The following is a 25,430-nucleotide window of genomic DNA, read 5'->3' on the forward strand; positions in this document are numbered from 1 at the left end:
ACCGGGCAAGTACCGATAGGAATCGCGGGCCGACCGGGCATTTCGCACGCGGGCGAATAGACGATAAATACCGGTCTGGCGCCCGCAGGCAGGACAAGGCCCTTGCCGGGCAGGAGGCGGAAACACAACGGAAAGGGCCTGCAAAAGCAGGCCCTGGAACAGGAGCGCAGGCGGCGTATCAGCGGTCGTGCGCCGTCCAGTCCACCAGCGCATCCCAGGCCGCGCGCGCGGCGGCCGCATTGGCGTGGTTGGCCATGGCCACCAGCACGTATCGGCGGCCGCTGGCGCCATCCACATAACCGGCCAGGGCCGAGGCATCGCGCAGCGTGCCGGTCTTCAGGTGCGCCATGCCCTGGACGCGGCTGAGGCTGCGGCGCAGCGTGCCATCGACGCCGACGATGGGCATGGAGGCCACGAACTCCGGCATCACGGGCGAGGCCCAGGCCTGCTGCAGCATGCGGCCCAGGCCGGAGGCCGTGATGCGCGCCTCGCGGCTCAGGCCCGCGCCGTTGTCGGCCACGGGCTGCTCGGCCGCACCCCAGCGCGCCTGCCACCACTGGCCCAGCGCCTGGCGCGAGGCCTCGAAGCTGGCCACGCCGGTGCGCTGCATGCCCATGGTCAGGAACACCTGCTGGGCCATGACGTTGTTACTGTATTTGTTGATGTCCCGCACCACCTCGGCCAGCGAGGGCGATTCGCTCTGGAAGGCCGGCTGCAGGCCGGCCGGCACGCGGCCGTCGCGCACGGTGCCCGTGAGCTTGCCCCCCAGCTCGCGCCACATGCCCTCGATGGCGCGCGCCGCAAAGGCCTCGGGCTGGGCCGGCGCCAGCGACCAGCTCTTGTCGCCGCAGCTGGCCGGGAACGTGCCGGCAAAGGCGATGCGCAACGGGTCGGCCATGTCCAGCTGCAGCCGGGCGCGCCAGTCGCCGCACTCGCTGCCTGCCGGCGCCAGGGGCGCGGTTTCCTGTTGCTGGATTCCGGCCAGCGGCGGGTCGTATTGCAGCCGCGCCACGCCCGCCGCGGCGTCGGGCACAAAGCCGACCGTCACGGCCTTGTAGTTGACCAGCAGGGCGTCGGGCGCCACGTTGTAGGGGCGCCAGGGCTCGTTGTCGAAGGTGGCGGGATCGTGGGCGGGGACGGAGAACGCGCTGCGGTCCAGCACGATGTCGCCCACGATGACCTTGATGCCCATGCCCTGCAGGCGGCGCAGCATCAGCCACAGCCGCTCCATCACGAGCTTGGGATCGCCCTGGCCCTGGATGTACAGCGGCCCGCGCAGCACGCCGTCCTGCACCGGCCCGCCCAGGAAGACGGGCGTGCGCCAGACATGGGCAGGACCCAGCTGGTCCAGCGCCGCATAGGTGGTGACCAGCTTCATCACCGAGGCCGGGTTCATGGCCACATGGCTTTGCCAGTCCAGGCGCGGAGCGGCCCGGCCATCGACCTCGACCACCAGGGCCGAGACCGCGTCGCGCGGCAGCTTGGCGCGCGCAAGCGCCGCCTCCACGGCCGGGGGCAGCCGGCTTTCGCGTGCAGTCTTGGTGGACAGCGAGGCCGGCGAGGTGGGCGCATCTGCCTGGGCGCTTGCCACGCCGGGCAGGACGGACGCCGCCAGCAGCGCGGCCGCCAGGCCCCGGCGGGAAAGCGGCAATCCAAGAGAGAAGGCGGAGGAAATCGAGGAAATAAGGGAAGAAGACGTCGAAAGATGCAACATGGCCGGCAAGTCTACGCCGGTCATTGCAGCCCTGCCGGGCGCGGGACGGGCGGGGCACCGATAATCCTGCACTTGCTGCGGCACCGCCGCCTGCCCCACGCCATGAATCTTCTTGCCCTAGACACCAGTACCGACACCCTCTCCATCGCCGTGCAGCGCGGCGATGCCGTCTGGGAACACAGCGGCCCCGGCGGCCCGCAGACCTCGACCGAGCTGATCCCCGCCATCCTGGCCCTCATGGCCCAGGCCGGACTGGAGTTCGCCGAGCTGCGGGCCATCGTCTTCGGCCGGGGTCCGGGCTCGTTCACGGGCCTGCGCACGGCGTGCTCCGTGGCCCAGGGCCTGGCCTTTGCCGCCCGCGTGCCCGTGCTGCCCATGGACAGCCTGCTGGCCGTGGCCGAGCAGGCGCGCATGCAATACGGCTGCACCGACCTCATCGCCGTGATCGATGCGCGCATGAACGAGGTCTACCACGCCGCCTACCACTGGGCCGATGGCCGCTGGAACGACATCGGCGAGCAAAGCGGCGACTTCGGCCTGTGCGCGCCCGAGGCCCTGCAGCTGCCGCCCGGCACCGTGGTGGCCGGCAACGCCCTGGCCGCCTATGGCGAGCGCCTGGCGCCCCAGGCCAGCCATGTGGCTGCGCTGCCCACGGCCGCCGCCATGCTGCGCCTGGCCCCTGCGATGCTGGCGGCCGACCGCGCCCTGCCGGCCGACCAGGCCCTGCCGCGCTACATCCGCGATAAAGTCGCGCAGACCACGGCCGAGCGCGAGGCTGCCAAGGCGGCAGCCGCGCTTGCTTCACCCGTGCAGACCACAGAGACCCCTCCTGCCCAGGCATGAGCACGCACACGCCACAGCCCTCGCGGCCGCTGCCGCCCCTGACCGACGCCTTGGCGTCGGAGCGGGACAGCGTGCGCTTCGAGCCGCTGAACGTGCTGTGGCTGGACACGCTGCTGCCCGTGGAGCAGCAGGCCTATTCCCATCCCTGGACGCGTGGCAACTTCATCGACGCCATGGCGGCCGGCTATGAAACCCAGCTGCTGGTGGATGCCCAGGGCGGGCTGGTCGGCTACTTCGTCGCCATGATCGTGCTCGACGAGGTGCACCTGCTCAACATCACCGTGGCCCCGGCGCGCCAGCGCCAGGGCTGGGCCCGCATCCTGCTGGACGCCCTGGCCCTGTGGTCGCGCCAGCGCCAGGCCCAATGGATCTGGCTGGAAGTGCGCGAGAGCAATGTCCGCGCACGCAGCATCTACGCCGCGCATGGCTACCAGGAGGTGGGCCTGCGCAAGAACTACTACCCCATGCACGACGGCCCGCGCGAGCATGCCGTGCTCATGAGCCTCAAGCTATGGCCCTGAATCTAGACACCCGCCAGCGGGCCATGCTGCATGCCATGGGCATCACTGTCTGGCTGCCCGAACCCGAGACCGCGCCCGCCGTGCTGTCCGAGGCCCTGGCTGCGCCCGCCGATGCGCCTGCAGCGGCGCCCCTGGCGGATCCGCTGGTGGCCCGCCCCGTTCCGCCGCCCGTGCAGGAGGCGCCCCTCCCGGCGCCTGATGCACCGGCGCCTGCTGCATCGTCGCCTGTCGCCGCGCCAACGCCCGCACGCGTTCAGGTGCCTGTTCAGGCGCCGGTCCAGGCGCCACCGCCTCCCGCACCCGTGCACGCCTCTCCCGCACCCGTCATCCCCGAACGCGAACGCCCGCCGCGCCGCTACGTGCAGCAGCCCGTGGCCGGCGCACCGGGCCTGGGCTGGCGGCTGGGCCCCGTGCGTCCCGTGTATGCGGCAACGCCGCCGGCCGGTGATGGCGGCGAAGGCGGCTGGCTGATCCTGCTGGAGCCGCCGGCCAACTCCCTGCCGCTGCCGCCCGCCCGGCGCCCCGGCCCCGACTGCGCGCGCACCGCGCTGGAAGGCGACGCGGCCCGGCTGCTGGACAACATGCTGCGCGCGCTGAACCTGCAGGACCATCCGCGCCTGTACAGCGCCGCCCTGCACCGCGTGCAGCCTCCGGCCGAAGGCCAGGAGGCGCCCGAGGTCCCGGCCCTGCAACCGTCGCTGGAGGCACTGCTGCGCGATCTGCGCCCGGCCTGCGTGCTGGTGCTGGGCCTGGCCACGGCGCGCGCCGTGCTGGGGCGCCAGGAGGCCCTGGGCCGCCTGCGCGCCGAGCCGCACCGCATCGCCGGTGTGCCGGCCGTGGTCAGCTACGACCCCAACTATCTGCTGCGCGCCCCCCAGGCCAAGGCCGGCGCCTGGGCCGACCTGTGCCATGCCCAGGCTTTTGTGACAGGCCGCCAGATGCCCCCTGGAGCCGCTTCCGAATAGCGCGGCCGGCCCGCATGCTGCAGCGCAACGCTGCATAATCCGATGCTTTGCATCTTGGAGAAAGCTCCGTGGAAACCTACCCCAGTTGGTAGCTTTCAACTCCCGGTTGGCCTGTGGGGTTGAAAGCACCCCCGATACCCCGCACGCCTGAGAAGAACACCTGGAGTGAGCCTATGCTCAACATCTTTACGCTGGCCAATGGCCGCCTGGTTCAAGAAGAGATCGAGTCGCTGGAGGAGCTGTCCCGCTTCAAGCCGATCTGGGTGGACCTGGAGTCGCCCACGGTCGAGGAAAAGCGCTGGATCAAGCAGCACTACGAGTTGTCCATCCCCGAAGATGCGATGGACGACGACATCGAGGAATCGGCCCGCTTCTACGAAGAAGACAACGGCGAGCTGCACATCCGCAGCGACTTCCTGATCGACGATGACGAGGATCCCCGCTCCGTGCGCGTGGCCTTCATCGTCAACGAGCACAACAAGAACCTGCGCAGCTGCGGCGTGCTGTTCTCCATCCATGACGAGGACGTGCCGGTCTTCCGGCTGCTGCGCATGCGCGCGCGCCGCGCGCCGGGCCTGATCGACGAGGCCAAGGACGTGCTGCTCAAGCTGTTCGACGCCGACGCCGAGTACTCGGCCGATACGCTCGAAGGCATCTACGACGACCTGGAGAAGGCCAGCAAGATGGTGCTGTCCGGCGACGTGACCGACGACGTGGCCCGCGAAGTGCTGGGCGCCATCGCGCGCCAGGAAGACCTGAACGGCCGCATCCGCCGCAACGTCATGGACACGCGCCGCGCCGTCAGCTTCATGATGCGTTCCAAGATGCTCAATGCCGAGCAGTTCGAGGAAGCGCGCCAGATCCTGCGCGACATCGAATCGCTGGACAGCCACACGGCCTTCCTCTTCGACAAGATCAACTTCCTGATGGATGCCACCGTCGGCTTCATCAACATCAACCAGAACAAGATCATCAAGATCTTCTCGGTGGCCAGCGTGGCCCTGCTGCCGCCCACGCTGATCGCCAGCGTCTACGGCATGAACTTCCGCTTCATGCCCGAGCTGGAGTGGGAGTTCGGCTACGTCTACGTCATCGCGCTCATGGTGCTCAGCGCCGTCGGGCCCATGCTGTATTTCCGCAAGCGCGGCTGGCTGAAGTAGCGGCAGCCGGCCCCCTCGGGCCGGGCTTTCTTCAGGCCAGCGCCACGGCCTCGATTTCCACCTTCAACCCGAAATGCAGCGCCCCCGTGGGCACCACGGCGCGCGCGGGCCGGTGTGCGCCGGCCCAGTCCGCGTAGATGCGGTCGAAGGCCGGCCAGTGCGCCATGTCGTCCAGGTACACGCGCACCTGCAGCAGCCGCGGCACGCCGCTGCCGGCCAGCTCCAGCGCCGCTGCCAGGTTGGCCAGCGCCTGCCGGGCCTGGTCCTCGAAGCTGGCGTCCACCAGGCGCGTGCCGTCGGGCCGTATGGGCAGCTGCCCTGACACGAAGACCAGCCCCTGGCCCGTGGCCGTGTGGCTGTAGTGGCCGCCCGGCGCAGGCAGGTTCGGCGATGCATGGCGCAGATCGATCCCGTTTTCACCAGCCATGGAGCCGCTCCCAGGTTTGCACCGAGCCATCTGCCGCCAGCGCCTGGTAGGCCGGGAACTGCGCGCCCGTGGCGCAGGCATGGTTGGGCAGGATGCGCAGCCGCGTGCCCAGGGGAAAGCGGGCGGCGATGTCGGCCTCTATCGCGCCATCAGCGCGCGCCAGGATGCCGTGCTCCTGGTTGGCGCCGGTCAGCACGAAGCCCGGCATCACCTCGCCATGCAGGTCGCAGACCTGGCCGTAGCCGAAGTCCTGCCGCTGTTTCGCCGTGCCCCGGTCGCGGCTCATGGCCATCCAGCCTGCGTCCACGATGGCCCAACCCTTGTCGGCCTGGTGGCCGATCACGGTGGCCAGCACCGACAGCGCCACGTCCTCGGCCGTGCACACGCCGATGTTGCGCATCACCAGGTCGAAGAACACATAGACGCCTGCGCGCACCTCGGTCACGCCGTCCAGCCGGCATGCCGCCAGCGCGGTGGGCGTGGAGCCCACGCTGACCACGGGGCACGGCAGGCCGGCCGCGCGCAGGGCTTCGGCGGCCTGCACGCAGCCGGCGCGCTCGCGCTCGGCCAGCGCCTGCAGCGCATCGGGCGTGTCCAGCTCGTAGCTGGAGCCGGCATGCGTGAGCACACCACCCAGGCGCATGCCGCCGTCGTGCAGCGTGCGGCCAATGGCCAGCAGCAGCGGCGCATCTTCGGCGCCCACGCCGGAGCGGTGGCCGTCGGTGTCGATCTCTATCCATACCTCGAAGGCCTCGCCCTGTTCGCGGCCGAACGCGGCAATGGCCTGGGCCGCCGCCACGCTGTCCACGATGAGCTTGAGATCGCAGCCGCGCCGGCGCAGTTGCAGGGCCTGCGGCAGGCGGTGCGGCGCCATGCTGACTGCATAGAGGATGTCGGTGGTGCCAGCGGCAAAGAACTGCTCGGCCTCCTTCAGGGTGGAGACCGTGATGCCCGAGGCCCCGGCCGCGCGCTGCGCGGCGGCCACGGGCACGCTCTTGCTGGTCTTCACATGGGGGCGCAGGCGCACGCCCTGCGCGTCCATGCGCTGCTGCATGCGGTGGATGTTGCGCTGCATGCGTGCGAGGTCGATCACGGCAGCGGGCGTGTCCAGGGTCAGAAGTGTGTCTTGCATGGTGTTTCTCTCTCCATCGTCAATCCAGGTATTGGCCTTTGGCCTTGAGGGCAGGCACGTCGTTGCGCAGTCCCTGTTCGATCAAGGCGGAGACCGTGGCCGGCACGGCCTGCTCGGGCGACGGCAGCTCCACCCCCAGCGCAGCCATCTGTGCGCGCAGGCCCGCATCGCCCATGGCGTGCTGCAGCGACCGCGTCAGCCGCGCGAGCACCGCCGGCGGCGTGCCGCGTGGTGCGAAGATCGCGTTCCATGAGCGCGCCTGCAGGGGGTGGCCTGCCTCGGCGCTGGCCGCCGTGCCCGGCAGCTGAGCCAGGCGCTGTGTTCCCAGCACCGCAATCGCCTTGATGCGGCCGCCCGCGATCTGCGGCAGCGCCGTCGTCGTCTGGTCGCACATGAAATCGGTCTGTCCGCCCATGAGATCGTTCATGGCAGGTGCGATCCCGCGATAGGGAACATGGGTGGGGCTTTGGCCCAGCGCCGACAGCAGCAGCACGCACCCATAGTGCGATATCGAGCCCACGCCGGCGCTGCCATAGGAGGCTGCGGCCTGGTTGCGCTTGAGCCAGTCGGCGAACTGGCGCAGGTCGGAGGCCGGCAGATTGGCACGCGCCAGCAGCAGCATGGGCGCCGCGCCCGCAGGTCCCACAGGGGCGAAGTCGGCCACGGGGTCATAGGGCAGCTTGCGGTACAAGGCCACATTGACCACATGCGTGCCTATGCCGCCAAAGGACAGGGTGTAGCCGTCGGCGGCAGCCTTGCGCGCCTGGTTCAGGCCGATGGTTCCATTGGCGCCACCCAGGTTCTCGATCACCAGGGGTTGGCCCAGATGCTCCCCCATCTTCTGAGCCACGGCACGGGCCAGCGCATCGCTGGGGCCTCCCGGGGGAAACGGCACGACCAGCGTGACCGGCCTGGCCGGAAAGGCAGCGCCGGCCTGCGCCAGGGCTCCCTGGCTCCACGCCATGGCACAGACGATGGACAGGACCGGGAATGCGGACACAAGGGACAACGGCAGGGCTGGACGCAGCTGCATGGCAGGCTCCTCACAAGGGTGGACAGGAAAGGACGGCGGGCACAGCACCGGCTGCACCCTCGGGGTTCAACCCTGCTGCAGGGAAAAGTCCCTGAGCCAGGGCAGTGCCGGCGCCAGCGTGGGTGCTTCGGCCTCGGCCTGCGGCGCGCCCGTGGGCCGCGACAGGCCCACGCGGTTGTGCCAGAAGGTACGCAGGCCCACGGCCGAGGTGCCGAACAGGTCATAGCCCGATCCGGCCACGAAGGCGGCCTGGCCCGCAGGCAGCCCCAGCCGGTCCAGCGCCAGCTGGTAGGGCCGGGGGTCGGGCTTGTAGAAGCCTGCTGCTTCCGAGGTCACCACCACATCCCAATCCACGCCCAGCAGCGCGGCGGCACGTTGACCCAGGCGCTCGGAGCAATTGGTCACCACGGCCAGGCGGCAGTGCGGGCGCAGGGCGGCCAGCAGCTCGCGTGCGCCATCCCAGGGCTGCAGCTGCTCCCATTGCGCCTCCAGCCTGTCGGCCACCGACTCGGGCAGGCCCCGGTTGCGGGCCGCCGTGCGCACCAGATCCTCATAGGGCTGGTAGGCGCCGCAGCCATAGGTCAGGCGCAGGTATTCGGCGCGCCAGTCGCGCCCGGCAGCCTCGCTGCCGGCGGCCGCATTCCAGACGGTCCAGGAGTCCAGCAAGGCGGTCAGCAGGTCGAAGAGCACGGCCCGGGGCCATGCGGCAGAGGTGGGGTATGGGGTGTTCATGCCTTGGCACTGTACGGACCAAGACCATGGTCGTGGTTAAATCCGCCGTCATCAATCGTTAAGGCAAATTGAATGATTGCCATCGAAGACCTGCAGCTTGCCGCCGCCTTGCTGCGCGAAAGCTCGCTGAGCGCGGCGGCCCGTGCGCTTGACGTAACACCGCCTGCACTGTCCATGCGCCTGCGCCGGCTGGAGGCCGAACTGGGCCTGTCCCTGGCCAACCGCAGCGCGCGGCGCCTGGCGCTGACGCCCGAGGGCGAGCGCTTTGCCCGCGAGGCCGTGCGGCTGCTGGGCCAGATCGAGGAGCTGCGCGACTCGCTGCACGGCGATGCCCGCCAGCTGGGCGGCACGCTGCGCTTGGCCGCGCCCTTCGGCTACGGGCGCAGCCGGCTGGCCCCGGCCCTGGTGCCCTTCACGCGCCAGCACCCGCAACTGAAACTGCAGCTGGACCTGCGCGAAACGCCTTTTCCCGACCGCCACGATGCCGATGCCGTGGTCCACATCGGCGCGGTGCGCGACTCCTCCTGGGTGGCGCGCGAGCTGGCTGCCAACGACCGCTGGCTGTGCGCCAGCCCCGGCTACCTGCGCCGCCATGGCACGCCCGCCACGCCGCGCGAATTGCTGGAGCACGCCTGCATCTGTATCCGCGAGAACGAGGAGGATGTGACGCTGTGGCACCTGCGCCCCGCCGCCAGCCGGCGTGCCGTGGACGGCCAGACCCTGCGTGTGACGCCGTCCTATGTGACCAACGATGGCGGCGTGGCCCGCCACTGGGCCGAACAGGGCCTGGGCCTGGTGCTGCGTTCGCAATGGGACATGGCACCGGCCATTGCCGAGGGCCGGCTGGTGCGCGTGCTGCCCGACTGGCATTTCGGCAGCGCGCCCGTCACCCTGCTGGTGCCCACGCGCAAGGGCCGCACGGCGCGCGTGCAGGCCTTGGTGACGTTTCTGGAGCAGTGCGCCGCAGCGGGCGCGCTGTAGTGCAGGTCAGGCCGTGCGCGCGGATGTATCCCGGGCATCGCTGGCACCGTGGGTGCCCTGGCCGCGCTCGCGCAGCCACAGCACCAGGCCGCAGACCATGACCACCAGCTGCGTGCCCACCAGCAGGCCGAAGCCGGCAACGAAACCGCCGCCGGCCGAATGCGATGTCCAGCCGATGACCGCCCCCATGAGCGCAGGCATGAAGCCCGCCACCAGGGTCGCCGTGCCGTTGACGACGCCATAGGCGCTGGCCACATGCTCGGGCCGCGCGCAGTACTGCACGGTGCTGGGGATGGCCGGGCTCATCAGGCCCCAGCAGAAGTTGGCGGCGATCAGGCAGTAGGCCGCCGCGTAGCGGTCTTCCATGTGGATGGCCAGCCAGATGGCCAGCGCCAGGCCCAGGCTGCCGCCGACGAAGATCAGCGGCACCTGGCGGCGCGGCAGGCGGTCGATGACGATGCCGCCGACCAGCACGGCCAATACCGTGGCGTACTGCGGCAGCGAGGCCAGCCAGCCCATCTCGCGCAGCGAAAAGCCGCGCGACTCCAGATAGGCCGGCAGCCAGTTGCTGCTGCCCCAGAGGTAGGAGAAGAAGGCCGCCGACAGCACGGCCACCAGCACCAGATAGCGCGTGTGCATGGCGCCGCGCACGATCTGCCCGACCTGGCCCACCGCCTCGCCCAGCGAGCGCGGGCGCGGCATGCCGGTGTCCACGCGGGGCATGCGGATGAAGGCCAGCACCAGCGGAATGCCGATGGCCACATTGATCAGGCCCAGCACGTGGAACGAGGTCTGCCAGTCATGGCCGGCCACCAGGTAGCCGATCAGCGGATAGCCCACCGCCAGCCCCAGGCCCGTGCCCATGTTCACGAAAGAGTTGGGCAGGCCGTTCTCATGGCTCTGGAAATGCGCCTTGATGTAGCTGCCCGCCAGCGAGTACAGCGGCCCTTCGGAGATGCCCAGCAGGATGCGCGAGGCCAGCAGCAGGCCATAGCTGTTCATGGCCGGGGACAGAAAGGACACGGCGCCCCACAGCAGCAGGCCGACCACCAGGCTTCGGCGCACGCCGAAGAGCGCCGCGCAAAACGGCGTCAACACGAAGGAAGAAACGCCGTAGCCCACCATGAAGGCCGTGGCCAGCAGGCCCTGGCGCGTGCGGTCGTCGTGCGTCAGCCCGATGTGGTCCAGAAATCCCTGGTCGAGGATGAGGATCGAAAGGTTGATCCGGTCCACATAGGAGATGGCGACGATGATGAAGAGGCTGATCACCCCCCACCAGCGGGCCGCACGCATATCTTTCATGGCAAGTCTCTATCGCCCGATGGGCTGTATCAGAAGAAGTGGCGCACGCCCACCTCGAAGCCGGAGGAGCGGCCGCCCAGCGTGGTGCCCGGGGCCGACAGGCCCTGCACGCCGATGGACTTGGCCGCGCCGTCCTTGTTCTTGAGGAAGGCCACCGTGCCGTAGACCTGGGTGCGCTTGGACAGGTTGTGCCCGTAGCCCACGCTGATCTTGTTCCAGTCGGCATTGCTGCCGTCGGTGTTGTAGTGGCCGTAGGAGGCCTTGAACTCGCCCATGCCCACGGGCGCGGTCACGCCCAGCTGCAGGGCGGTGACCTTGAGGGCGCCGCGCTTTTCGCTGGCCCACAGCAGCATGGGCTTGGCCACGCCGAAGTCCCAGCTCAGGCCCACGTTGCTGGCCGTGAGGTTGGTCGCATCGCTGTCGCCATAGAACTTGCCCGTGGCCAGTGCGCCGTTGAAGGGGCCCTGGCGATAGCCGAAGCGCAGGCCGCGGTAGTCGCCCTGGTTCTTGTTGGGCGCGCTGCGCGCCTGCTCGCCCATGGCCACCTGCACCTGGCCGTAGAAGCCGCCCAGGTTCTGCGGCAGGAAGTAGCTGACCGCGTTGCTGATCTGGATGGGCGCGCCGCCCGTGGCCGTGCCCGTGCCGGGAATGCCCAGCATGGTGAAGCCCATGGTGCCGCCCACGCCGTTGGTGAGGAAGGGGTCGAAGATCAGCGTGCTCAGGAAGGTGGCCGAGTCATCGCGGCCCAGGCGCACTTCGCCGAAGTCGCCCGACAGGCTCACGGTGGAGCGGCGGTTGAAGCTCAGGCCGCCACCGCTGGCCTTGCCCGAGCCGCTGTCCACGTCCATGCCCGCCTCCAGCCAGAAGCCAGCGCGCAGGCCGCCGCCCAGCTCTTCCGTGCCGCGAAAGCCGAGGCGGCTGATGTTGGCGCCGCCCGTGGACAGGCCGGTCTTGGAGGGGCCGGAGCCGTTCAGGTGCGTGACGCCGACATCGACGACGCCGAAGATCTCGACCTTGGACTGCGCCGAAGCGGCACCGGGCAAGGACGCCAGGCAGGCTAGCGCCACGCCCAGCATGGGCGTATGGATGGTTTTCATGGGGTTGTCTCCTCTGGGGTGGTGGCTTGGGGGGGCTTGGGGGTGGTGGGTTGTTGCCGTGCAGGTCTGATTGCCTGCTCAGATATCGAGCACTAAACGTTCGCTCTTGCAGCCGGAAACGCAGACCATCATCACTTTGTTGCTGGCCTTTTCCTTGGGGCTGAGCACCGAGTCGCGGTGGTCCGGAATGCCTTCGAGCACGCGCGTCTCGCAGGAGCCGCAGACACCTTCGCAGCAGCTGTGGTCCATCTGGATGCCGGCATCCAGCAGGGTGTCGAGCAGCGACTTCTCGGGCGTGATCTCGATGAAGCGGCCGCTGCGCTTGAGTTCCACCGTGTAGTTGCTGCGCGCATCGTCGGCGGCCTTGACCTCCACGGGCGTGAAGCGCTCGATGTGGGCGTTGGCGTGGCCCAGCTCGGCGCAGAACTTCTCGAAGGCGTCCAGCATGGGCGTGGGGCCGCAGGCGTAGTGGTGCGTGCCCGCGTCGGGCTGCCGTTGGGCCAGCAGCGCGCGCAGGTCGGGCGGGCCGCCGGCCTCGCTGTCGAAGTGCAGGTGCAGCGGCATGCCCAGCGCCTGCAGCTCTTCCAGGAAGGCCGCACCCTTGCGCTCGCGGGCGAAGTACAGCATCTCGAACGAGCGGCCCTGGCCCTTGAGCCGGCGCGCCATGCACAGCAGCGGCGTGATGCCGATGCCGCCGGCCACCAGCACGGTGTGCGCGGCGCTTTCGTCCAGCGCGAAATGGTTGCGCGGCTCGGAGATGGTGATGGGCATTCCCACGCGCAGCGACTCGTGCACGCAGCGCGAGCCACCGCGGCTGGCGCGGTCGCGCAGCACGCCGACCACGTAGCGGTGGCGCTCCTCGCTGGGGTTGCTCAGCGAGTAGCTGCGCACCAGGCCGTTGGGCAGGTGCAGATCGATGTGCGAGCCCGGCGTGAAGGCGGGAAGCTCCCCGCCCGCCACGGGCCGCAGGTCCACGCTGATGGTGTCCTGGGCCTCGAAGCGCAGCGTGTGCACGAAGGCCTGGAGGTTGGTGCTCATGATGCGGCGCCTTCGTCGATCTGCTCCTGGGCCAGGCGGCGCAGGTGGCGGCGCAGGCGCACCAGGCCGATGTCGTGCTGGTAGAGGTTCTCGCGCTCGTTGGCGTCCAGCTCCATCTGCTCCATCATGATCCGGTCCTGCTCCAGCACGGCCCAGTGGCGCGCCTCCAGGCGGTTGCGGTACAGGAAGCGCCAGGTGTCGCGCATCCAGCCCTGCACCTTGCGGCAGCGCCAGAAGAACACGGCGCACAGGTCGGCGCTGATGGGCGTGACGCAGGCCACGATGGCGAAGTTGCCGCCGGGGCCGCCGGTCTTGGGGTACGGAATCTCCAGGCGCATCCAGTGCACGCCCGTGCTGCCCCACTCGGTCCAGTCGAAGTTCACGCCGCGCTGGCCCACCTTCTCGAAGACGAAGCCGTCATCGGTCTCGCGCACCTGGAACGTGGCCTTGCTGTCGCCCTCGGCCATGGAGTGCGACTGCTTGTGCAGGAAGGTGCCGTGCATGGGGTCCATGACGTTGTCCAGCGCATAGCGGTAGTCGCTGCGCCACTCGGCATAGCACAGGAAGTTGGAGTACTCGGGCGAGGTCAGCTCCTCGGGCAGCGTGAACTCGGGCGCCTCGTCAACGGCCTTGTCGCTGTTGTAGAGAAAGATGGCGCCATGGGCCTCGCGCGCATGGAAGGCCAGCGCCGCGCGCGAGCCTTCGAGCTTGCAGCCGGGGCTGCCGGGCACCTTGGTCACGGTGCCGTCGCAGCGCACTTCCACGCCGTGGTAGGGGCAGGCCAGGCGGTCGCCCAGGATCACGCCCTGCGACAGCGGCGCGCCGCGGTGCGGGCAATGGTCTTCCAGCGCGTGGACCTGGCCGGCGGCATCGCGCCACAGCGCGATCTTGCGGCCGAAGCGGCGCACGGACACGGGCTGGGTCTTCACGAAGTCCGAGGGGCAGACCGCGTACCAGAGGTTCTTCAGGCCTTTGTTGAGCAGGCCGTCCACCGGATCGATGGTGATGGTTTGTACGTTCATGGGGCTCTCCAGTCCTGCTCGGTATCAATAGCCCAGCCGCGCCATCAGCGCCTGGAAGCTGTCTTCGGTCCAGGCCTCGCCGTTCTCGCCGGAGGGGCCGCTGCGGTTGAGGTAGGCCACCAGTTCGGGCAGGGTCTGCACGCCTTCGCCGAAGGCGCGTTCGATGGAATCGCCCAGCAGGTCTTCCATCAGGGTGGGGGCACGTTCGCGCGCCTGGTGCGGCTCGAGATAGCGATCAGCGGCCATGGTTCTCTCCTTCGAAAACTGTCTTGTGTGGGGGGTGCTCAATCAGCCCTGATATCCAGGTCTTTGATGAGCTTGCCGAAGCGATTGAAATCGGCGGCATTCGTCTTTTCCAGGCGCGCGGGCTCGCCGCCTGCGGGCAGCGCGCCGAAGGTGGCCATCTTGGAGACCACGTCGGGCATCTTCAGGATCTCGTTGAGGTGCGTGTTCAGCAGCTTCACGGTCTCGGGCGACATGCCCTTGGGGCCGAACAGGCCCTGCCATGCGGACACTTCCACATCCTTGACGCCCAGCTCGGCCAGGGTGGGCACATTGGGGGCCAGCGCGCTGCGCTGGCTGTCGGCCACGGCCAGGGCGGCGACCTTGCCGCCGACGTAGGGCGCGATCGGTCCCCAGGTCATGAAGGTCGTGGGCACATGGCAGCCGATCAGGTCGTTGACGGCGGGTGCCACGCCCTTGTAGGGAATGTGGGCGATGCGCGTGCCGGCGGCGCGGTTGAACATCTCGCCCAGGATGTGCATGGGCGAGCCGCTGCCGGGGCTGGCGTAGGTCAGGCCGTCGCGCTTGCCCTGGGCGATCAGGGTCTTCATGTCCTTGATGCCCGAGGCCTGGTTGGTGGCCACGAACATGGGCTGCACGCTGGTCTGCACGATGGGCGTGAAGCCGTGCAGCACGTCGTAGCTGGAGCCCGAGGCCGTCTTGAGCACGAACTGCGCGATGGCGAAGGTATTGGGCGCCAGCAGCAGCGTGTAGCCGTCCGGCGAGGCCTTGGCCACATGCACGCTGCCGATGGTGCCGCTGGCGCCGGGGCGGTTGTCCACCAGCACGGGCTGGCCCAGGCGCGTGGACAGCTTCTCGGCATACAGGCGCGCCATGGCATCGGTGTCGCCACCGGCCGGATAGGCCACGATGATGGTGATGGGCTTGGCCGGATAGGCCTGGGCCATCGCGGTGCCGGACAGCGTGGCTGCAGCCAGGAATGCAGCGGCAAGAGAAACCTGGCGACGTGACTTGTTCATGGTGGGGGCCGTGGGGTGGTTGGGTTGTGGGGGTAGGCCGTCAGGCGCGGTCTCAATGCCGCTTGTCGGTGATGAATTTCCCGTCGCTGGTACCCACGCCCTTTTGGCGCCGGGTGTTGCCGTCGATGCCGCCATCGATGGCCCATTCGGCAAACACCGTGGGGCCGGGCTCGAACTCGCGGGGCTGCCAGTCGGCGGTGAGCTGGTCCTCGTCGGCGTAGTACTCGACCAGGGCGCCGGCCGGATTGCGGAAGTACCAGAAATAGGCCGAGGACACGGGATGGCGGCCCGGGCCCAGCTGGGTGTCCCAGCCGCAGCGCGAGATGTGCATGCCGCCGCCGAAGACCTCGTGGATGTCGCGCACCGTGAAGGCCACGTGGTTCAGGCCAGCGTCCTTGGCGGGGCGCTGCAGCAGGAAGATGTCGTGGTGGCCGCCGTCGGGTGCGCAGCGCAGGAAGGCACCGCGCTCGGGGTAGCGGTCCGAGGCTGCGAAGCCGAAGTTGTCCACGTAGAAGCGCTCGCAGGCCTGCACGTCCTTGACGAAGAACACCACATGGCCGACCTCGATGGGCTGGGCGCGTTCGTAGGCCGGGCTGGCCTGGTTGACGCGGTCCTTGCGGTTCCAGGTGTTGTAGGCGGCGCCTTGCACATCCACATCACGCTTTTGCGTGACCTGCAGGCGCACGGACAGGCCGTTGGGGTCGGTGCAGCCTATGCGCCCCTGGCCCTGTGTGAAGCCCGGCAGCGCGGCAATGCGGCTGGCGTACAGCGCAAGGTCCACCTCGCTTTCCACACCCCAGACCACCTCGCGCAGCGTGGGGCCGGCCTCGATGGCGGGCGGCAGATCGGGATGGTCCACGGCGGCCACGATCACGCGGCAGCCGTTGAGGGTCTCGAACACCAGCCGGTCGTCCGCTTCCTGCACCAGCGCCAGGCCCCAGTCCAGGAAGAAGCGGCGGCAGGTGGCCAGGTCGTCCGCGCCGTAGGTGATTTCGTCTATGCCCAGTACGCTCATGTCGTGCTCCTTCAATTTGCCCAAGCGATGGGGCTCTCGTTCAAGCCCCAGTACATGCTCTTTTGCTCCATGTACTGCTGTATGCCCAGCCGTCCCTTCTCGCGGCCCAGGCCGCTGTCGCGCCAGCCGCCGAAGGGCGTGGAGATGGAGAACTGCTTGTAGGTGTTGATCCAGACGGTGCCGGCCTGCACGGCGCGGCCAATGCGCCAGGCGCTCTTGTAGTCGCGCGTCCAGATGCCGGCGGCCAGCGCGTAGACGCTGTCATTGGCCTGGGCGAGCAAGTCGTCCTCGTTGTCGAAGGGCATGGCCACGAGCACGGGGCCGAAGATCTCCTGCTGGCAGATCTGCCAGTCGTTCTTCACGCCGTCGATGATGGTCGGTCGGTAGTAGTAGCCGCGCTCGAACTGCGCGCCCTCGGGCCGCTGGCCGCCCGTGAGCAGCCGGCCGCCCTCGGACAGGCCCAGGGCCACATAGCTCTCTATGGATTCGCGGTGCTTGGCGGTGATCAGCGGCCCCATCTGCGTGCGCTCGTCGGCCGGGTCGCCCACCTGCAGCGCGGCGGCCTTGGCCGTCAGGCGCTGCATGAATTCGGCATGCAGGCTGCGCGCCACGAACAGGCGCGAGCCCGCAATGCACGACTCGCCCGAGGAGCTGAAGATGCCGTAGAGCACGCCGTTGACGGCATGGTCGATGTCGGCATCGGCCAGCACCATGGTGGCCGACTTGCCGCCCAGCTCCAGCGAGACCGGCATCATCTTGTCGGCCGCGATGTGGGCGATGTGCTTGCCCGTGGACGTGCCGCCCGTGAACGACACGCGCTTGACCAGCGGATGCTTGGTGATGGCGTCGCCGATCACCGAGCCCCGGCCCGGCAGCACGCTGACCAGGCCCTTGGGCACGCCGGCCTCTTCGCAGATCTTCGCCAGCTCCAGCGCCAGCAGCGGCGTGGCCTCGGCGGGCTTGACGACCACGGCGTTGCCGGCGGCCAGCGCGGGCGCCAGCTTTTGCGCCTCGCTGGCGATCGGCGAGTTCCACGGCGTGATGGCCGCCACCACGCCCATGGGCTCGTACACGCTCATGGTCATGAAGTCGCCGCGCGAGGGCGTGATGGTTTCCTCCATGGTCTCGCAGGCGGCTGCAAAGAACTGGAAGGTGGCGGCGGCGCTGGCCACCAGCATGCGTGTTTCCTTGATGGGCTTGCCGTTGTCCAGGCGCTGCAGCTGGGCCAGGGGCTCGGCGCGCTCGCGGATCAGTTGGGCCACGCGGTGCAGCACGGCCGCGCGCTCATGGGGCTTTTTCTGGGCCCAGCCGCTGGTGCGGAAGGCGTGGTCGGCCTTCTGGATGGCCTCCTCCACATCCTCCAGGCTGGGCGCGCGCAGGCGGCCCACCACTTCGCCGGTGGCGGGATAGAGCGTGGTGGATTCGCCACCGCCGCCCAGGCGCCATTCGCCGGCGATGTTGATGGGGAGCAGTTCCAGGTTCGACATGGTGAGCCTCTCTCGTTCGTTCGAATCCAGCCGCCTCAGGCGGCCTTGGTGGCCGTGGTGGTGGCCGGGATCTGGTCCAGCTTGTTCACGGGCGGGCCAGAGAACGTGGCCTTGAAATTGCCGATGGCACGCATGTCGATCTCCAGCAGGAAGGGGCCCTTCTTCGTCCAGGCCGACTGCAGCACCGCCGGCAGCTCCTTGAGGTCTTGCACGCGGGCATGGGGCAGCTGGATGGAGGCGCACAGCTGCGCGTAGTCGGGCGTGTGCAGCTCCACATAGCAGCGGCGGCCGCCGTAGGAGGCGTCCTGGATGTTCTGGATCACGCCGTAGCGCTGGTCGTTCATCAGCACGATCAGGGTGTCGCACTCTTCCTGCACCAGCGTGGCCAGCTCGCCCAGGTTCAGGATGAAGCCGCCATCGCCCGCCAGGCCCAGCGTCTTGCGGCCCGAGCCGCTGACCGCCGCGCCCACGGCAGCGCCGATGGCCATGGGCATGCCCATGCCGATGCCGCCGCCCGTGGCGTGCACCCCCGCGTTGGGCTCGAAAAAGCGCAGCTCGCGGTTGCCCCAGGTGCTGTTGGAGACGGTCACGTCGCGCACCCAGTTGAAGTTGCGGCCCACGGCCTTTTGCAGCTCCTGCACCAGCACGCTGTACGGGCCCAGGCCGTCGCGCATGGTGGCCACGGCCTCGTCGTGCACCTGGCGCAGGTCGGCCAGCAGCTCGGGGTCGGCCTTGTAGCCGCGCGCCTCCAGCCGGTCGGCCAGGCCCGTCAGCGCCAGGGCCGAGTCGCCGCAGACAAAGCCGTCGTCGGCGTAGCAGCGGCCCTGCTGGGCGGCGTCCACATCGATGCGCAGCAGCGGGCGCGGCAGCTTCAGTTCGTACTTCAGCGTCTCGTTGCTGCGCAGGCGCGTGCCCACGGCCAGCATGGCGTCGCAGCGCTGGTAGAAGGCCTCCACGGGCTTTTGGATGTTGTAGGCGCCCAGCGAGGCCGGATCGTCCTCGGCCACGATGCCGCGGCCCTGGCCCGTGCTGACGATGCCGAAGCCCAGCGCCTTCAGGCGCTGCACGGCAGCGACTGCGTGGCGTGCGCCGCCACCCAGCCACAGCAGCGGGCGGCGCGCCTTGGCCAGCGTGTCGGCCAGGGCGTCGAGCGCGGCCTCGCTGGGGGCCAGCACGGCCACCGGCAGCGGCGACAGGTCGGCCGGCATGTCGATCACGGTCTGCTGGATGTCGATGGGAATCTCCACGCTCACCGGGCCGGTCGGCGCGGTCATGGCGGCCTGCACGGCGGCCTTCAGGGTGGACAGGCAGGTCTCGGCGCTGCGCACGCGGAACGCCGCCTTGGACACGGCGCCCAGCATGGTCAGCTGGTCGGGCGCCTCGTGGATGTAGGACAGCTTCTGGTCCAGGTACTGCGTCTCGATCTGGCCCGTGATGTGCAGCAGCGGCGTGCCGGCCGTATAGGCCTCCACCAGGCTGCCGGCGATGTTGCCTGCGGCCGGGCCGGTGCTGGTGATGCACACGCCCAGGCTGGAGGTGGAACGCGCGCAGGCATCGGCCATGTTGCCGGCGCCGGCCTCGCCGCGCGCCATCACGAAGCGGACCCTGCCGCGCGCATGCATCGCGTCCAGGATGGGCATGTTGTGGATGGAGATCACCCCGAACGCGGCCTGCACGCCGCAGTGTTCGAGGAACTGGGCCACAACGGCGCCGACGGTGATTTTGGATGCGGAAGAAGTCATGTTCTGCTTTGAATCGGGTGAAGGGGCTGGAGCACTACGCTTGCCGTGCAAGACCACCGGAGACGTCGATGTGGCTGCCGGTCGTGTAGGAGGACAGGGGCGTGGCGAGATAGAAGATGGCGCGCGCGGCCTCGTCGGGCGAGCCCAGGCGGCCCAGCGGAATGGACTTCTTGCGGGCGAGGTCGGCGCTCCAGGCGTTCCAGTCCTGGCTGCGGTCCTCGCGCGCCTCGAAGCGGCGGCGCCACTGGCCGGACTCGATCAGGCCGACCAGGATGCCGTTGACGCGCACGCCCTTGGGCGCGAACTCGGTGGCCATGGAGCGCACCAGGTTCTTGAGGCCGGCGCGCGCGGCCGAGGTGGCCACCATGTGCGGCTCGGGCTGCGAGGCCAGCAGCGAATTGACGCAGACGATGGCCGGCTGCGCCGTGCGCTCGAGCTGCGGCAAAAAGGCGCGCGTGGGATGCAGCACCGAGAAGAACTTCAGGTGCAGCTCCTCGGTCCAGGCCGCATCGTCGGTGCTGGCAAACGTCGAGACCCGGCCCTGGCCCGCGTTGTTCACGAGGATGGAGGCCGGACCCAGCGCAGCCTCGCTGTCGCGCGCGAATTGCTGCACCTGGGCGGCGTCGAGCACGTCGCAGGCCTGGGCGAACAGGCGGGCCTCGGGATGGCGTCCGCGCAGTTGCTGCACGGCCTGCTCCAGGCGTTCGGCGCTGCGCCCGCACAGGGCGACACGCGCGCCCTGCGACAGCAGCAGATCGACCGTGGCCAGGCCAATGCCCGAAGAGCCGCCGGTGACGACGGCCGTGGTGTCCTTGAGTTGGGAATCAAACATGGCCGCCTCCTGCGCGCCGGGAATTGAGGGAAAGCAGCTGTGCCGTCTGCGTTTGCGTCTGCGTTTGCGGGCGGTAGTTCAGCAGCTCGGACAGCTCGGCCGCCGCGTCGCAGACGCCGGCGATCAGGGTCACGGCACGGCCCTCCTCCACATGGGGCGCGGGGACCGTCGTGCCCAGCGCCGCCACCACGCGGCCGCTGTGGTCGCGCACGGGGGCGGCGATGGTGCAGATGGAGCTTTCGTAGAAGCCTTCGCTGAACACATGGCCGCGCTCGCGGTCGGCCTCGACCAGGTTGAACAGGTCCAGCACCGTGCGCGGCGTCTTGGGCGTGTGCGCTTCCAGGTGCTCTTCGGGATAGAGCGCGCGCAGCTCGGGCAGGGACAGGTCGGCCAGCAGCACGCGGCCCAGTGCCGTGGCATGGGCAGGCAGGCGCGTGCCCACGCGCACCGAACTGGTCAGCGGCGTGGGTGGCGTGACCTTGGCCACATAGACGATGGAGCGGCCATCACGCACCACGATGTTGCAGGGGTAGCGGATCTCGCCGCACAGCCGCGCGATCACGGGCTGGCCCAGCTCGGTCAGGTCCATGGACGACAGGAACTCGAAGCCCAGGCGCAGCACGGACAGGCCCAGCCGGTAGTCATTGCTGCCCTCGGCACGCTGCAGAAAGCCCATGGCCTCCAGCGTGTTGAGCATGCGGAAAATCGTGGCGCGCGGCAGCTGCAGGCGGCGGGCCAGCTCGGGCGCGCCCAGCGTGGCATTGCCGCGCCCGAACTCCTGCAGCAGGCGCAGGCCGCGCTCCAGCGCGGGCACCATGTACTTGTCGGTGCCGTTGTCCGCGCTCTCGGCGCTCTCGGCATTCCCGGAAGAGGGGGTGTCGGTCATGGCGAAACCCCTTCAATTCATGACGAAGCCGCCGTTGACGGGCAGCACCTGCCCCGTCACGAAGCGCGCGCCATCGGACAGCGCATAGGCCACGGCGCCCGACACATCCTCGGGCCGCTGCTCGCGCTGCAGCGCGCGCTGGTCGATGTACAGGCGGTGGCGGTGCTCGGGCACGTATTCCGTGGCCTCCACCAGCACCAGGCCCGGCGCCACGGCGTTGATGGTGATGCCGTCGGCGCCCAGCTCGCGCGCCATGGAACGCGTCATGGCCATCACAGCGCCCTTGCTGGCCACATAGGCCATCAGGTTGGGGGCGCCCCACATCGCGGTGTCGGACGCCAGGTTCACGATGGCACCCCGGCCGCTGTCGCGCAGCGCGGCGCGGCAGGCCCGCGTCATCAGCCACACGCCGCGCACGTTCACGTTCATCACCTGGTCCCACTTGTCCAGATCGATGTCGTCCATGCCCTTGCCGCCCGAATCGGTCACGGCCGCGTTGTTCACCAGGCCGTCCAGCCCGCCCAGCGCCTGCACGGCCTGCTGCGCGCAGCGCTCTATCGACTCCGGATTGCCGGCATCCAGCCCGAAGCCATGGGCCTCGAAGCCCTGCGCACGCAGCCGGGCCACGGACTCGGCCAGCAGCTCCTCGCGCAGATCGGCCATGGCGACACGCGCGCCCTGCTCGCAAAAGGCCTTGGCGAACGCAAAGCCCAGGCCGCGCGCCGAGCCTGTGACGAGGATGCGGCGGCCGGCAAGCTGGCCTGTGGAGGGCGTGGTGTTCATGGCGTACCTCAATCGAAGGGGGTTTGTGTCTGTTTCAAATTTGAAATGACACTTTTTTCTTGAAACAATCGTGAGTTTAGGACTGATGGTTCGGGGTGGGATTGGGGAAAACACGGAGACGTGTGGGAAATGGATGACAGAGGTGTGTCTGGGTGTGTTTTGGATGGGGGCGTTTTTATGGCTTGCGAGGACATGCCCGCCCTGCGGGCGCGTTCATACGGGGAGTGGGGTGCGGGCCGTCGCTTCGCTCGGCCTGGGGTTTGAGGCGGGGTTGTGGAATGCCTCTATGATTTCGGTGGCCCCCTGTTCCGGGGCTGGTGCTTGAAAACACCATCAACACACAGCGGCAGAGCCTCCCCGAAAGTGAGGCCTCGTCACGTCTGAACACTTGGACAGTGGGCATCGCACCCGCACGTCCACACGGTTTTGGATGGGATGGGGCTACCCGCAAGGCTGCCCGCACGTCTGTGTGCGTGTTTTCAACATCCCATCCACCCTTTCTGCGCTTGAAAACGCAGGTCGGGTGTTTCCGTCTCGCACAGGAGTACGAAAACATGAACGATCAGCGCACCGCTCTTCCCACACGCGCCAGCTTCGAGCAACTGGCTCGCACCATCACCGAAACCAATGGATGGGTACAGGAAGGCTGCAACGAAATACGGGCCCTGGCCCAACTTGCATTGGCCAGCCTCCATGCCCCAGAAGACTTGCGACGTCCGCAAGCCATGGCTCACGCACTGCGCGCCATCCGCGATGGCGCTGAGTCACTGGCCGACTATGTGCAAGGCGAAGCCAGAAGCGTAGGTTGCGACCCCACTCAAAGCCCATAGCCACGAGTGCGGCCACATCCGGCCGAGCGCAGCGAAGGGGTCGCGGGCATTCGGGTTGCCGTCTTTGACCTGACCTTTCTTGGCGCATCAAGATGGGCCATCGGCTGCCAGGCCAGGAACCAGGCATCGAAACCAAGCAATCGCAGTAGCAGGAATTCCCCTCGCGTCCAGCGTCAAGGCTTTGGCCTCCGATGACACACGGGCTACACGGTCATCAGTAAAGATACGCAGCAAAATAGTACTTTTTTAGATACACTTTTCCGATGGAAGAGCCCATTCTTTCCGTTGTCTTCTACCGGTCCGATGCCGGCAAGGAGCCCGTGCGTGACTGGCTTCTTGAACTTACGGTGGAAGACCGCAAAGCCATCGGCGCCGATATCAAGACTGTCCAATACAACTGGCCTCTGGGCATGCCCGTAGTACGCAAGATGGAGCCAGGACTGTGGGAGGTGCGGTGCAGCATTGGCGATGGCATCGCACGTGTCCTATTCACGGCCCAGAATGGAAAAATGGTTCTGCTGCATGGCTTCATCAAGAAGTCGGCCAAGACCCCCGCGCCGGATCTGACAACTGCCAGAAACCGGCTCAAGAAGCTGAGGAATACCCCATGAACAAACATCTAGGCAGCAATTTCGATGACTTCCTCGAAGAAGAAGGCCTGCTTGAGGAGGCCACAGCTATCGCAGTGAAGCGGGTGATTTCCTCGCAATTCGCACAGGCGATGAAAGCCCAGAAAGTCAGCAAGACCGAGATGGCGACACGCATGCGCACCAGCCGCATGGTGGTGAACCGCCTGCTGGACGAAAACGACACCGGCGTCACCCTGGCCACGTTGGCCCGCGCCAGCGTGGCGCTTGGCACGGCTTTGCACTTTGAACTGGACGATGCGACGGTTTTCCAGGCATCAGCGGCATAAAAGCACGACCGCTCAGCGCTGCGCCGACAGCCGCCGCAAAAACCCATCCACCACCCGCAACGCATACCGACTCGCCACCACCCTCACAAACTCCGCAAAGTCCACATGCGCACTGTCATCCGCCCGATCGGAAACCGTCCGCATGGCCGCAAACGGCACGCCATAGTCCAGGCAGGCCTGCGCCACGGCGGCGCCTTCCATCTCCACCGCCAGCACCTCATGCCCTGCAGCACGCAGGCCCTGCGCCAGGGCGCAAGAAGCGCCCGCCGTGCCCACGAACTGGTCACCGCTGGCAATCAGCCCCTGGTGCGCGCGCGGCGCCGTGGTGGCGTGGGCGGCGCGCAGGTCTTCGCCCGCCTCGGCAACGCAGGCCTGGGCAGCCGCCAGCAGCGCGGCGGTCATTTCAGGGTCGCAGGGCAGGCGCGTGCGTCCGTAGCCGGGCATTTCCCAGCGCGGGAAGATGGGCGAGGCGTCCAGGTCGTGCTGCAGGTATTCGTCGGCCACGACGACATCGCCCACGCGCACGCCTTCGCCCAGGCCGCCGGCGACGCCGGTGAAGGCGATGCGGCGCACGCCGAAGCGCTCGATCAGCGCCGTGGCCGTGGTGGCGGCCGCCACCTTGCCTATGCCCGACAGCGCGCAGACCACGTCGTGCCCGTGCAGGCGCCCGCGCCAGAACATGCGGCCGGCGTGGGCCGTGCCCTGGGCGTCGGACAGGGCATGGACCAGGCCTTCCTGTTCCTGCGGCAGGGCACTGAGGATGGCGATGGTCATGGTGGCTTCTCTTTCAACGGCACAGGGAAAAAGTAAAGGCGGCCCGGGGGCCGCCTGCGGGGCGAAAGCGCCCATTGTGCCGCGAGCCTGTGCCCGGCGCGGCTCAGATGGCGATGGCCGTGGCCTGGTTGAGCACGGCGCGCACCACGCTGTAGACGGTGAGGGCCGAGGTCTTGGGGTTGGCCGCCAGCGGCTTGCCGCGCATGGTCAATTCCATGGACCCGAAGGCGCCGCGCGCGGCCACATGGTGCACGTTCTCGTCCACGCCCGGGTCGGCGTACAGGCGCACCGTGGTGCGGTCCAGGCCCATGCCGGCCAGCGACAGGGTGGCGGCCACGTTGGCGTTCTTGGGGTAGAGCTGGGCGGCCTCGCGCGCGCTGCCTTCGAAGATGCAGAAGGCTTCCTGGAGGCTGGCGAGGTCGCAGCGCTGTTCTGCGGGCGTGCCGGTCCAGGCCAGGGGCGGCTTGCGGCCGGTGTAGACCACTTCGTCCAGGCCGCCGATGCGCGCAGCGGCCAGCGCATCCACGCCGCCGATGGCACCCGACAGCAATTGCACCTGGGTGCCTCCGGCCTCGGCCGCCGCCTGCACGGCCTCGGCCATGCCCGGGGCGCTGAGTGCGCCGATGGAGGCCACGACGGCAGGAATGCCGCGCCGCAGGGCGGGCAGCACATGCTCCTCGATGGCGGCATGGCCCGCGCACTCCACGATGAGGTCGGGCCGGTCTTCGGCCGCCAGCGCAGGCACGGCACGCGCCTGGGGCGCATGCAGGGCCAGGGTGGCGCGCACGGCGTCGGTCACTTCCGGCACAAGCACCCAGCCCACCTGCACGGTGGCATGTCCCTTGAGCAGTTCTAGCACGCTGGCGCCAATCGCACCGCAGCCAATCACAGCAATCTTCATCGTCATATCTTTCTGGGAAGGAATGCGCTGGCGGC

27 protein-coding genes are annotated in these 25,430 nt (G+C 68.7%); 8 read left to right on the forward strand and 19 right to left on the reverse strand.

Going from position 1 to position 25,430, the window contains the following annotated elements; all coding sequences use genetic code 11:
• Positions 1-178 precede the first annotated feature (178 nt).
• Positions 179-1,738 carry a D-alanyl-D-alanine carboxypeptidase/D-alanyl-D-alanine endopeptidase gene (dacB, locus tag AC5I49_RS20225; protein ID WP_495789804.1) on the reverse strand — a complete coding sequence of 520 codons (1,560 nt, stop codon included), beginning with the start codon at positions 1,736-1,738 and terminating at the stop codon, positions 179-181.
• Between the two features lie 78 nt (positions 1,739-1,816).
• On the opposite strand from dacB, the gene tsaB reads away from it, so the two are divergent.
• The 4 genes from tsaB (at position 1,817) to corA (ending at position 5,203) form a co-directional block, all read left to right on the forward strand.
• A complete protein-coding gene (gene tsaB / locus AC5I49_RS20230) occupies positions 1,817-2,557 on the forward strand; it encodes a tRNA (adenosine(37)-N6)-threonylcarbamoyltransferase complex dimerization subunit type 1 TsaB (RefSeq protein WP_016449115.1) in 741 nt (246 codons plus the stop codon).
• Positions 2,554-3,078: a ribosomal protein S18-alanine N-acetyltransferase gene (rimI, locus tag AC5I49_RS20235; protein ID WP_016449114.1), complete on the forward strand. Its 525-nt coding sequence runs from the start codon at positions 2,554-2,556 to the stop codon at positions 3,076-3,078. Before tsaB ends, rimI begins: the two co-directional genes overlap by 4 nt.
• The gene (locus tag AC5I49_RS20240; protein ID WP_017404710.1) at positions 3,069-4,043 is read left to right on the forward strand and encodes a uracil-DNA glycosylase family protein; all 975 of its coding nucleotides are present in this window, start codon (positions 3,069-3,071) and stop codon (positions 4,041-4,043) included. Before rimI ends, AC5I49_RS20240 begins: the two co-directional genes overlap by 10 nt.
• A gap of 173 nt (positions 4,044-4,216) precedes the next feature.
• The gene (corA, locus tag AC5I49_RS20245; protein WP_016449112.1) at positions 4,217-5,203 is read left to right on the forward strand and encodes a magnesium/cobalt transporter CorA; all 987 of its coding nucleotides are present in this window, start codon (positions 4,217-4,219) and stop codon (positions 5,201-5,203) included.
• Positions 5,204-5,234: 31 nt separating this feature from the next.
• Here the strand turns inward: corA and AC5I49_RS20250 are convergent, their stop codons facing one another.
• From AC5I49_RS20250 to AC5I49_RS20265, 4 genes are all read right to left on the reverse strand, one after another.
• On the reverse strand, positions 5,235-5,630 hold the full coding sequence (locus AC5I49_RS20250) for a RidA family protein (RefSeq protein ID WP_016452039.1): 396 nt from the start codon (positions 5,628-5,630) through the stop codon (positions 5,235-5,237).
• On the reverse strand, positions 5,620-6,762 hold the full coding sequence (locus AC5I49_RS20255) for a DSD1 family PLP-dependent enzyme (RefSeq protein WP_017404711.1): 1,143 nt from the start codon (positions 6,760-6,762) through the stop codon (positions 5,620-5,622). The genes AC5I49_RS20250 and AC5I49_RS20255 overlap by 11 nt, the downstream gene beginning before the upstream one ends.
• Before the next feature lie 19 nt (positions 6,763-6,781).
• Positions 6,782-7,795: a tripartite tricarboxylate transporter substrate binding protein BugD gene (locus AC5I49_RS20260; protein WP_016452041.1), complete on the reverse strand. Its 1,014-nt coding sequence runs from the start codon at positions 7,793-7,795 to the stop codon at positions 6,782-6,784.
• Positions 7,796-7,861: 66 nt separating this feature from the next.
• Positions 7,862-8,527 carry an HAD family hydrolase gene (locus AC5I49_RS20265; RefSeq protein ID WP_495789805.1) on the reverse strand — a complete coding sequence of 222 codons (666 nt, stop codon included), beginning with the start codon at positions 8,525-8,527 and terminating at the stop codon, positions 7,862-7,864.
• Positions 8,528-8,599: 72 nt separating this feature from the next.
• Here AC5I49_RS20265 and AC5I49_RS20270 point away from each other — a divergent pair, with 72 nt between their 5' ends.
• The gene (locus tag AC5I49_RS20270) at positions 8,600-9,508 is read left to right on the forward strand and encodes a LysR family transcriptional regulator (RefSeq protein ID WP_016449107.1); all 909 of its coding nucleotides are present in this window, start codon (positions 8,600-8,602) and stop codon (positions 9,506-9,508) included.
• A 6-nt stretch (positions 9,509-9,514) separates the two neighbouring features.
• Here AC5I49_RS20270 and AC5I49_RS20275 read toward each other — a convergent pair whose 3' ends face one another.
• The 12 genes from AC5I49_RS20275 to AC5I49_RS20330 form a co-directional block, all read right to left on the reverse strand.
• Positions 9,515-10,810, reverse strand: coding sequence for an MFS transporter (locus tag AC5I49_RS20275; RefSeq protein ID WP_016449106.1), 1,296 nt, complete (start codon positions 10,808-10,810; stop codon positions 9,515-9,517).
• Between the two features lie 29 nt (positions 10,811-10,839).
• On the reverse strand, positions 10,840-11,907 hold the full coding sequence (locus tag AC5I49_RS20280; protein ID WP_013804504.1) for a porin: 1,068 nt from the start codon (positions 11,905-11,907) through the stop codon (positions 10,840-10,842).
• A 78-nt stretch (positions 11,908-11,985) separates the two neighbouring features.
• Positions 11,986-12,945 (reverse strand): PDR/VanB family oxidoreductase, encoded by a 960-nt coding sequence (locus tag AC5I49_RS20285; protein ID WP_016449105.1) that lies wholly within the window; start codon positions 12,943-12,945, stop codon positions 11,986-11,988.
• Complete coding sequence (locus tag AC5I49_RS20290) at positions 12,942-13,967, reverse strand: Rieske 2Fe-2S domain-containing protein (protein ID WP_016449104.1); 1,026 nt, start codon at positions 13,965-13,967, stop codon at positions 12,942-12,944. Before AC5I49_RS20290 ends, AC5I49_RS20285 begins: the two co-directional genes overlap by 4 nt.
• A gap of 24 nt (positions 13,968-13,991) precedes the next feature.
• Positions 13,992-14,213 carry a recombinase-like helix-turn-helix domain-containing protein gene (locus AC5I49_RS20295; RefSeq protein WP_016452043.1) on the reverse strand — a complete coding sequence of 74 codons (222 nt, stop codon included), beginning with the start codon at positions 14,211-14,213 and terminating at the stop codon, positions 13,992-13,994.
• 38 nt (positions 14,214-14,251) lie between these two features.
• Positions 14,252-15,229, reverse strand: a complete 978-nt coding sequence (locus tag AC5I49_RS20300; protein ID WP_495789806.1) for a Bug family tripartite tricarboxylate transporter substrate binding protein — start codon at positions 15,227-15,229, stop codon at positions 14,252-14,254.
• Positions 15,230-15,281: 52 nt separating this feature from the next.
• Complete coding sequence (locus AC5I49_RS20305; RefSeq protein WP_252652319.1) at positions 15,282-16,244, reverse strand: VOC family protein; 963 nt, start codon at positions 16,242-16,244, stop codon at positions 15,282-15,284.
• An 11-nt stretch (positions 16,245-16,255) separates the two neighbouring features.
• Positions 16,256-17,731 (reverse strand): aldehyde dehydrogenase, encoded by a 1,476-nt coding sequence (locus tag AC5I49_RS20310; RefSeq protein ID WP_017406709.1) that lies wholly within the window; start codon positions 17,729-17,731, stop codon positions 16,256-16,258.
• Positions 17,732-17,766: 35 nt separating this feature from the next.
• Positions 17,767-19,473, reverse strand: coding sequence for a thiamine pyrophosphate-binding protein (locus AC5I49_RS20315; RefSeq protein WP_034363429.1), 1,707 nt, complete (start codon positions 19,471-19,473; stop codon positions 17,767-17,769).
• Positions 19,474-19,507: 34 nt separating this feature from the next.
• Positions 19,508-20,305 carry an SDR family oxidoreductase gene (locus tag AC5I49_RS20320; protein WP_016452046.1) on the reverse strand — a complete coding sequence of 266 codons (798 nt, stop codon included), beginning with the start codon at positions 20,303-20,305 and terminating at the stop codon, positions 19,508-19,510.
• Positions 20,298-21,191 (reverse strand): IclR family transcriptional regulator, encoded by an 894-nt coding sequence (locus tag AC5I49_RS20325; RefSeq protein ID WP_034363426.1) that lies wholly within the window; start codon positions 21,189-21,191, stop codon positions 20,298-20,300. The genes AC5I49_RS20320 and AC5I49_RS20325 overlap by 8 nt, the downstream gene beginning before the upstream one ends.
• Before the next feature lie 12 nt (positions 21,192-21,203).
• On the reverse strand, positions 21,204-21,974 hold the full coding sequence (locus tag AC5I49_RS20330; RefSeq protein ID WP_012202888.1) for an SDR family oxidoreductase: 771 nt from the start codon (positions 21,972-21,974) through the stop codon (positions 21,204-21,206).
• Positions 21,975-22,528: 554 nt separating this feature from the next.
• Here AC5I49_RS20330 and AC5I49_RS20335 point away from each other — a divergent pair.
• From AC5I49_RS20335 to AC5I49_RS20345, 3 genes are all read left to right on the forward strand, one after another.
• Positions 22,529-22,804 carry a hypothetical protein gene (locus AC5I49_RS20335; RefSeq protein ID WP_046989307.1) on the forward strand — a complete coding sequence of 92 codons (276 nt, stop codon included), beginning with the start codon at positions 22,529-22,531 and terminating at the stop codon, positions 22,802-22,804.
• A gap of 263 nt (positions 22,805-23,067) precedes the next feature.
• Positions 23,068-23,415, forward strand: coding sequence for a type II toxin-antitoxin system RelE/ParE family toxin (locus tag AC5I49_RS20340; RefSeq protein ID WP_017406311.1), 348 nt, complete (start codon positions 23,068-23,070; stop codon positions 23,413-23,415).
• Entirely contained in the window at positions 23,412-23,720 is a 309-nt protein-coding gene (locus AC5I49_RS20345; RefSeq protein WP_016452050.1) for an XRE family transcriptional regulator, read from the forward strand. Before AC5I49_RS20340 ends, AC5I49_RS20345 begins: the two co-directional genes overlap by 4 nt.
• 12 nt (positions 23,721-23,732) lie before the next feature.
• Here AC5I49_RS20345 and AC5I49_RS20350 read toward each other — a convergent pair whose 3' ends face one another.
• Both AC5I49_RS20350 and AC5I49_RS20355 read right to left on the reverse strand, forming a co-directional pair.
• Positions 23,733-24,494 carry a 5'-methylthioadenosine/adenosylhomocysteine nucleosidase gene (locus AC5I49_RS20350; protein WP_016452051.1) on the reverse strand — a complete coding sequence of 254 codons (762 nt, stop codon included), beginning with the start codon at positions 24,492-24,494 and terminating at the stop codon, positions 23,733-23,735.
• 103 nt (positions 24,495-24,597) lie between these two features.
• On the reverse strand, positions 24,598-25,395 hold the full coding sequence (locus AC5I49_RS20355; protein ID WP_252652323.1) for an aspartate dehydrogenase: 798 nt from the start codon (positions 25,393-25,395) through the stop codon (positions 24,598-24,600).
• Positions 25,396-25,430 lie beyond the last annotated feature (35 nt).

The organism is Delftia sp., from assembly GCF_059499305.1.

Coding starts and splice junctions, on each gene's coding strand:
- rimI (WP_016449114.1), top strand. CDS start 2,554: ATGAGCACGCACACGCCACAGCCCTCGCGGCCGCTGCCGCCCCTGACC.
- AC5I49_RS20335 (WP_046989307.1), top strand. CDS start 22,529: ATGAACGATCAGCGCACCGCTCTTCCCACACGCGCCAGCTTCGAGCAA.
- AC5I49_RS20345 (WP_016452050.1), top strand. CDS start 23,412: ATGAACAAACATCTAGGCAGCAATTTCGATGACTTCCTCGAAGAAGAA.
- tsaB (WP_016449115.1), top strand. CDS start 1,817: ATGAATCTTCTTGCCCTAGACACCAGTACCGACACCCTCTCCATCGCC.
- AC5I49_RS20300 (WP_495789806.1), bottom strand. CDS start 15,229: ATGAACAAGTCACGTCGCCAGGTTTCTCTTGCCGCTGCATTCCTGGCT.
- AC5I49_RS20265 (WP_495789805.1), bottom strand. CDS start 8,527: ATGAACACCCCATACCCCACCTCTGCCGCATGGCCCCGGGCCGTGCTC.
- AC5I49_RS20295 (WP_016452043.1), bottom strand. CDS start 14,213: ATGGCCGCTGATCGCTATCTCGAGCCGCACCAGGCGCGCGAACGTGCC.
- AC5I49_RS20340 (WP_017406311.1), top strand. CDS start 23,068: ATGGAAGAGCCCATTCTTTCCGTTGTCTTCTACCGGTCCGATGCCGGC.
- AC5I49_RS20310 (WP_017406709.1), bottom strand. CDS start 17,731: ATGTCGAACCTGGAACTGCTCCCCATCAACATCGCCGGCGAATGGCGC.
- AC5I49_RS20260 (WP_016452041.1), bottom strand. CDS start 7,795: ATGCAGCTGCGTCCAGCCCTGCCGTTGTCCCTTGTGTCCGCATTCCCG.
- AC5I49_RS20275 (WP_016449106.1), bottom strand. CDS start 10,810: ATGAAAGATATGCGTGCGGCCCGCTGGTGGGGGGTGATCAGCCTCTTC.
- AC5I49_RS20315 (WP_034363429.1), bottom strand. CDS start 19,473: ATGACTTCTTCCGCATCCAAAATCACCGTCGGCGCCGTTGTGGCCCAG.
- AC5I49_RS20290 (WP_016449104.1), bottom strand. CDS start 13,967: ATGAACGTACAAACCATCACCATCGATCCGGTGGACGGCCTGCTCAAC.
- AC5I49_RS20240 (WP_017404710.1), top strand. CDS start 3,069: ATGGCCCTGAATCTAGACACCCGCCAGCGGGCCATGCTGCATGCCATG.
- AC5I49_RS20250 (WP_016452039.1), bottom strand. CDS start 5,630: ATGGCTGGTGAAAACGGGATCGATCTGCGCCATGCATCGCCGAACCTG.
- AC5I49_RS20305 (WP_252652319.1), bottom strand. CDS start 16,244: ATGAGCGTACTGGGCATAGACGAAATCACCTACGGCGCGGACGACCTG.
- AC5I49_RS20320 (WP_016452046.1), bottom strand. CDS start 20,305: ATGTTTGATTCCCAACTCAAGGACACCACGGCCGTCGTCACCGGCGGC.
- dacB (WP_495789804.1), bottom strand. CDS start 1,738: ATGACCGGCGTAGACTTGCCGGCCATGTTGCATCTTTCGACGTCTTCT.
- AC5I49_RS20285 (WP_016449105.1), bottom strand. CDS start 12,945: ATGAGCACCAACCTCCAGGCCTTCGTGCACACGCTGCGCTTCGAGGCC.
- AC5I49_RS20255 (WP_017404711.1), bottom strand. CDS start 6,762: ATGCAAGACACACTTCTGACCCTGGACACGCCCGCTGCCGTGATCGAC.
- AC5I49_RS20280 (WP_013804504.1), bottom strand. CDS start 11,907: ATGAAAACCATCCATACGCCCATGCTGGGCGTGGCGCTAGCCTGCCTG.
- AC5I49_RS20355 (WP_252652323.1), bottom strand. CDS start 25,395: ATGAAGATTGCTGTGATTGGCTGCGGTGCGATTGGCGCCAGCGTGCTA.
- AC5I49_RS20270 (WP_016449107.1), top strand. CDS start 8,600: ATGATTGCCATCGAAGACCTGCAGCTTGCCGCCGCCTTGCTGCGCGAA.
- AC5I49_RS20330 (WP_012202888.1), bottom strand. CDS start 21,974: ATGAACACCACGCCCTCCACAGGCCAGCTTGCCGGCCGCCGCATCCTC.
- AC5I49_RS20350 (WP_016452051.1), bottom strand. CDS start 24,494: ATGACCATCGCCATCCTCAGTGCCCTGCCGCAGGAACAGGAAGGCCTG.
- corA (WP_016449112.1), top strand. CDS start 4,217: ATGCTCAACATCTTTACGCTGGCCAATGGCCGCCTGGTTCAAGAAGAG.
- AC5I49_RS20325 (WP_034363426.1), bottom strand. CDS start 21,191: ATGACCGACACCCCCTCTTCCGGGAATGCCGAGAGCGCCGAGAGCGCG.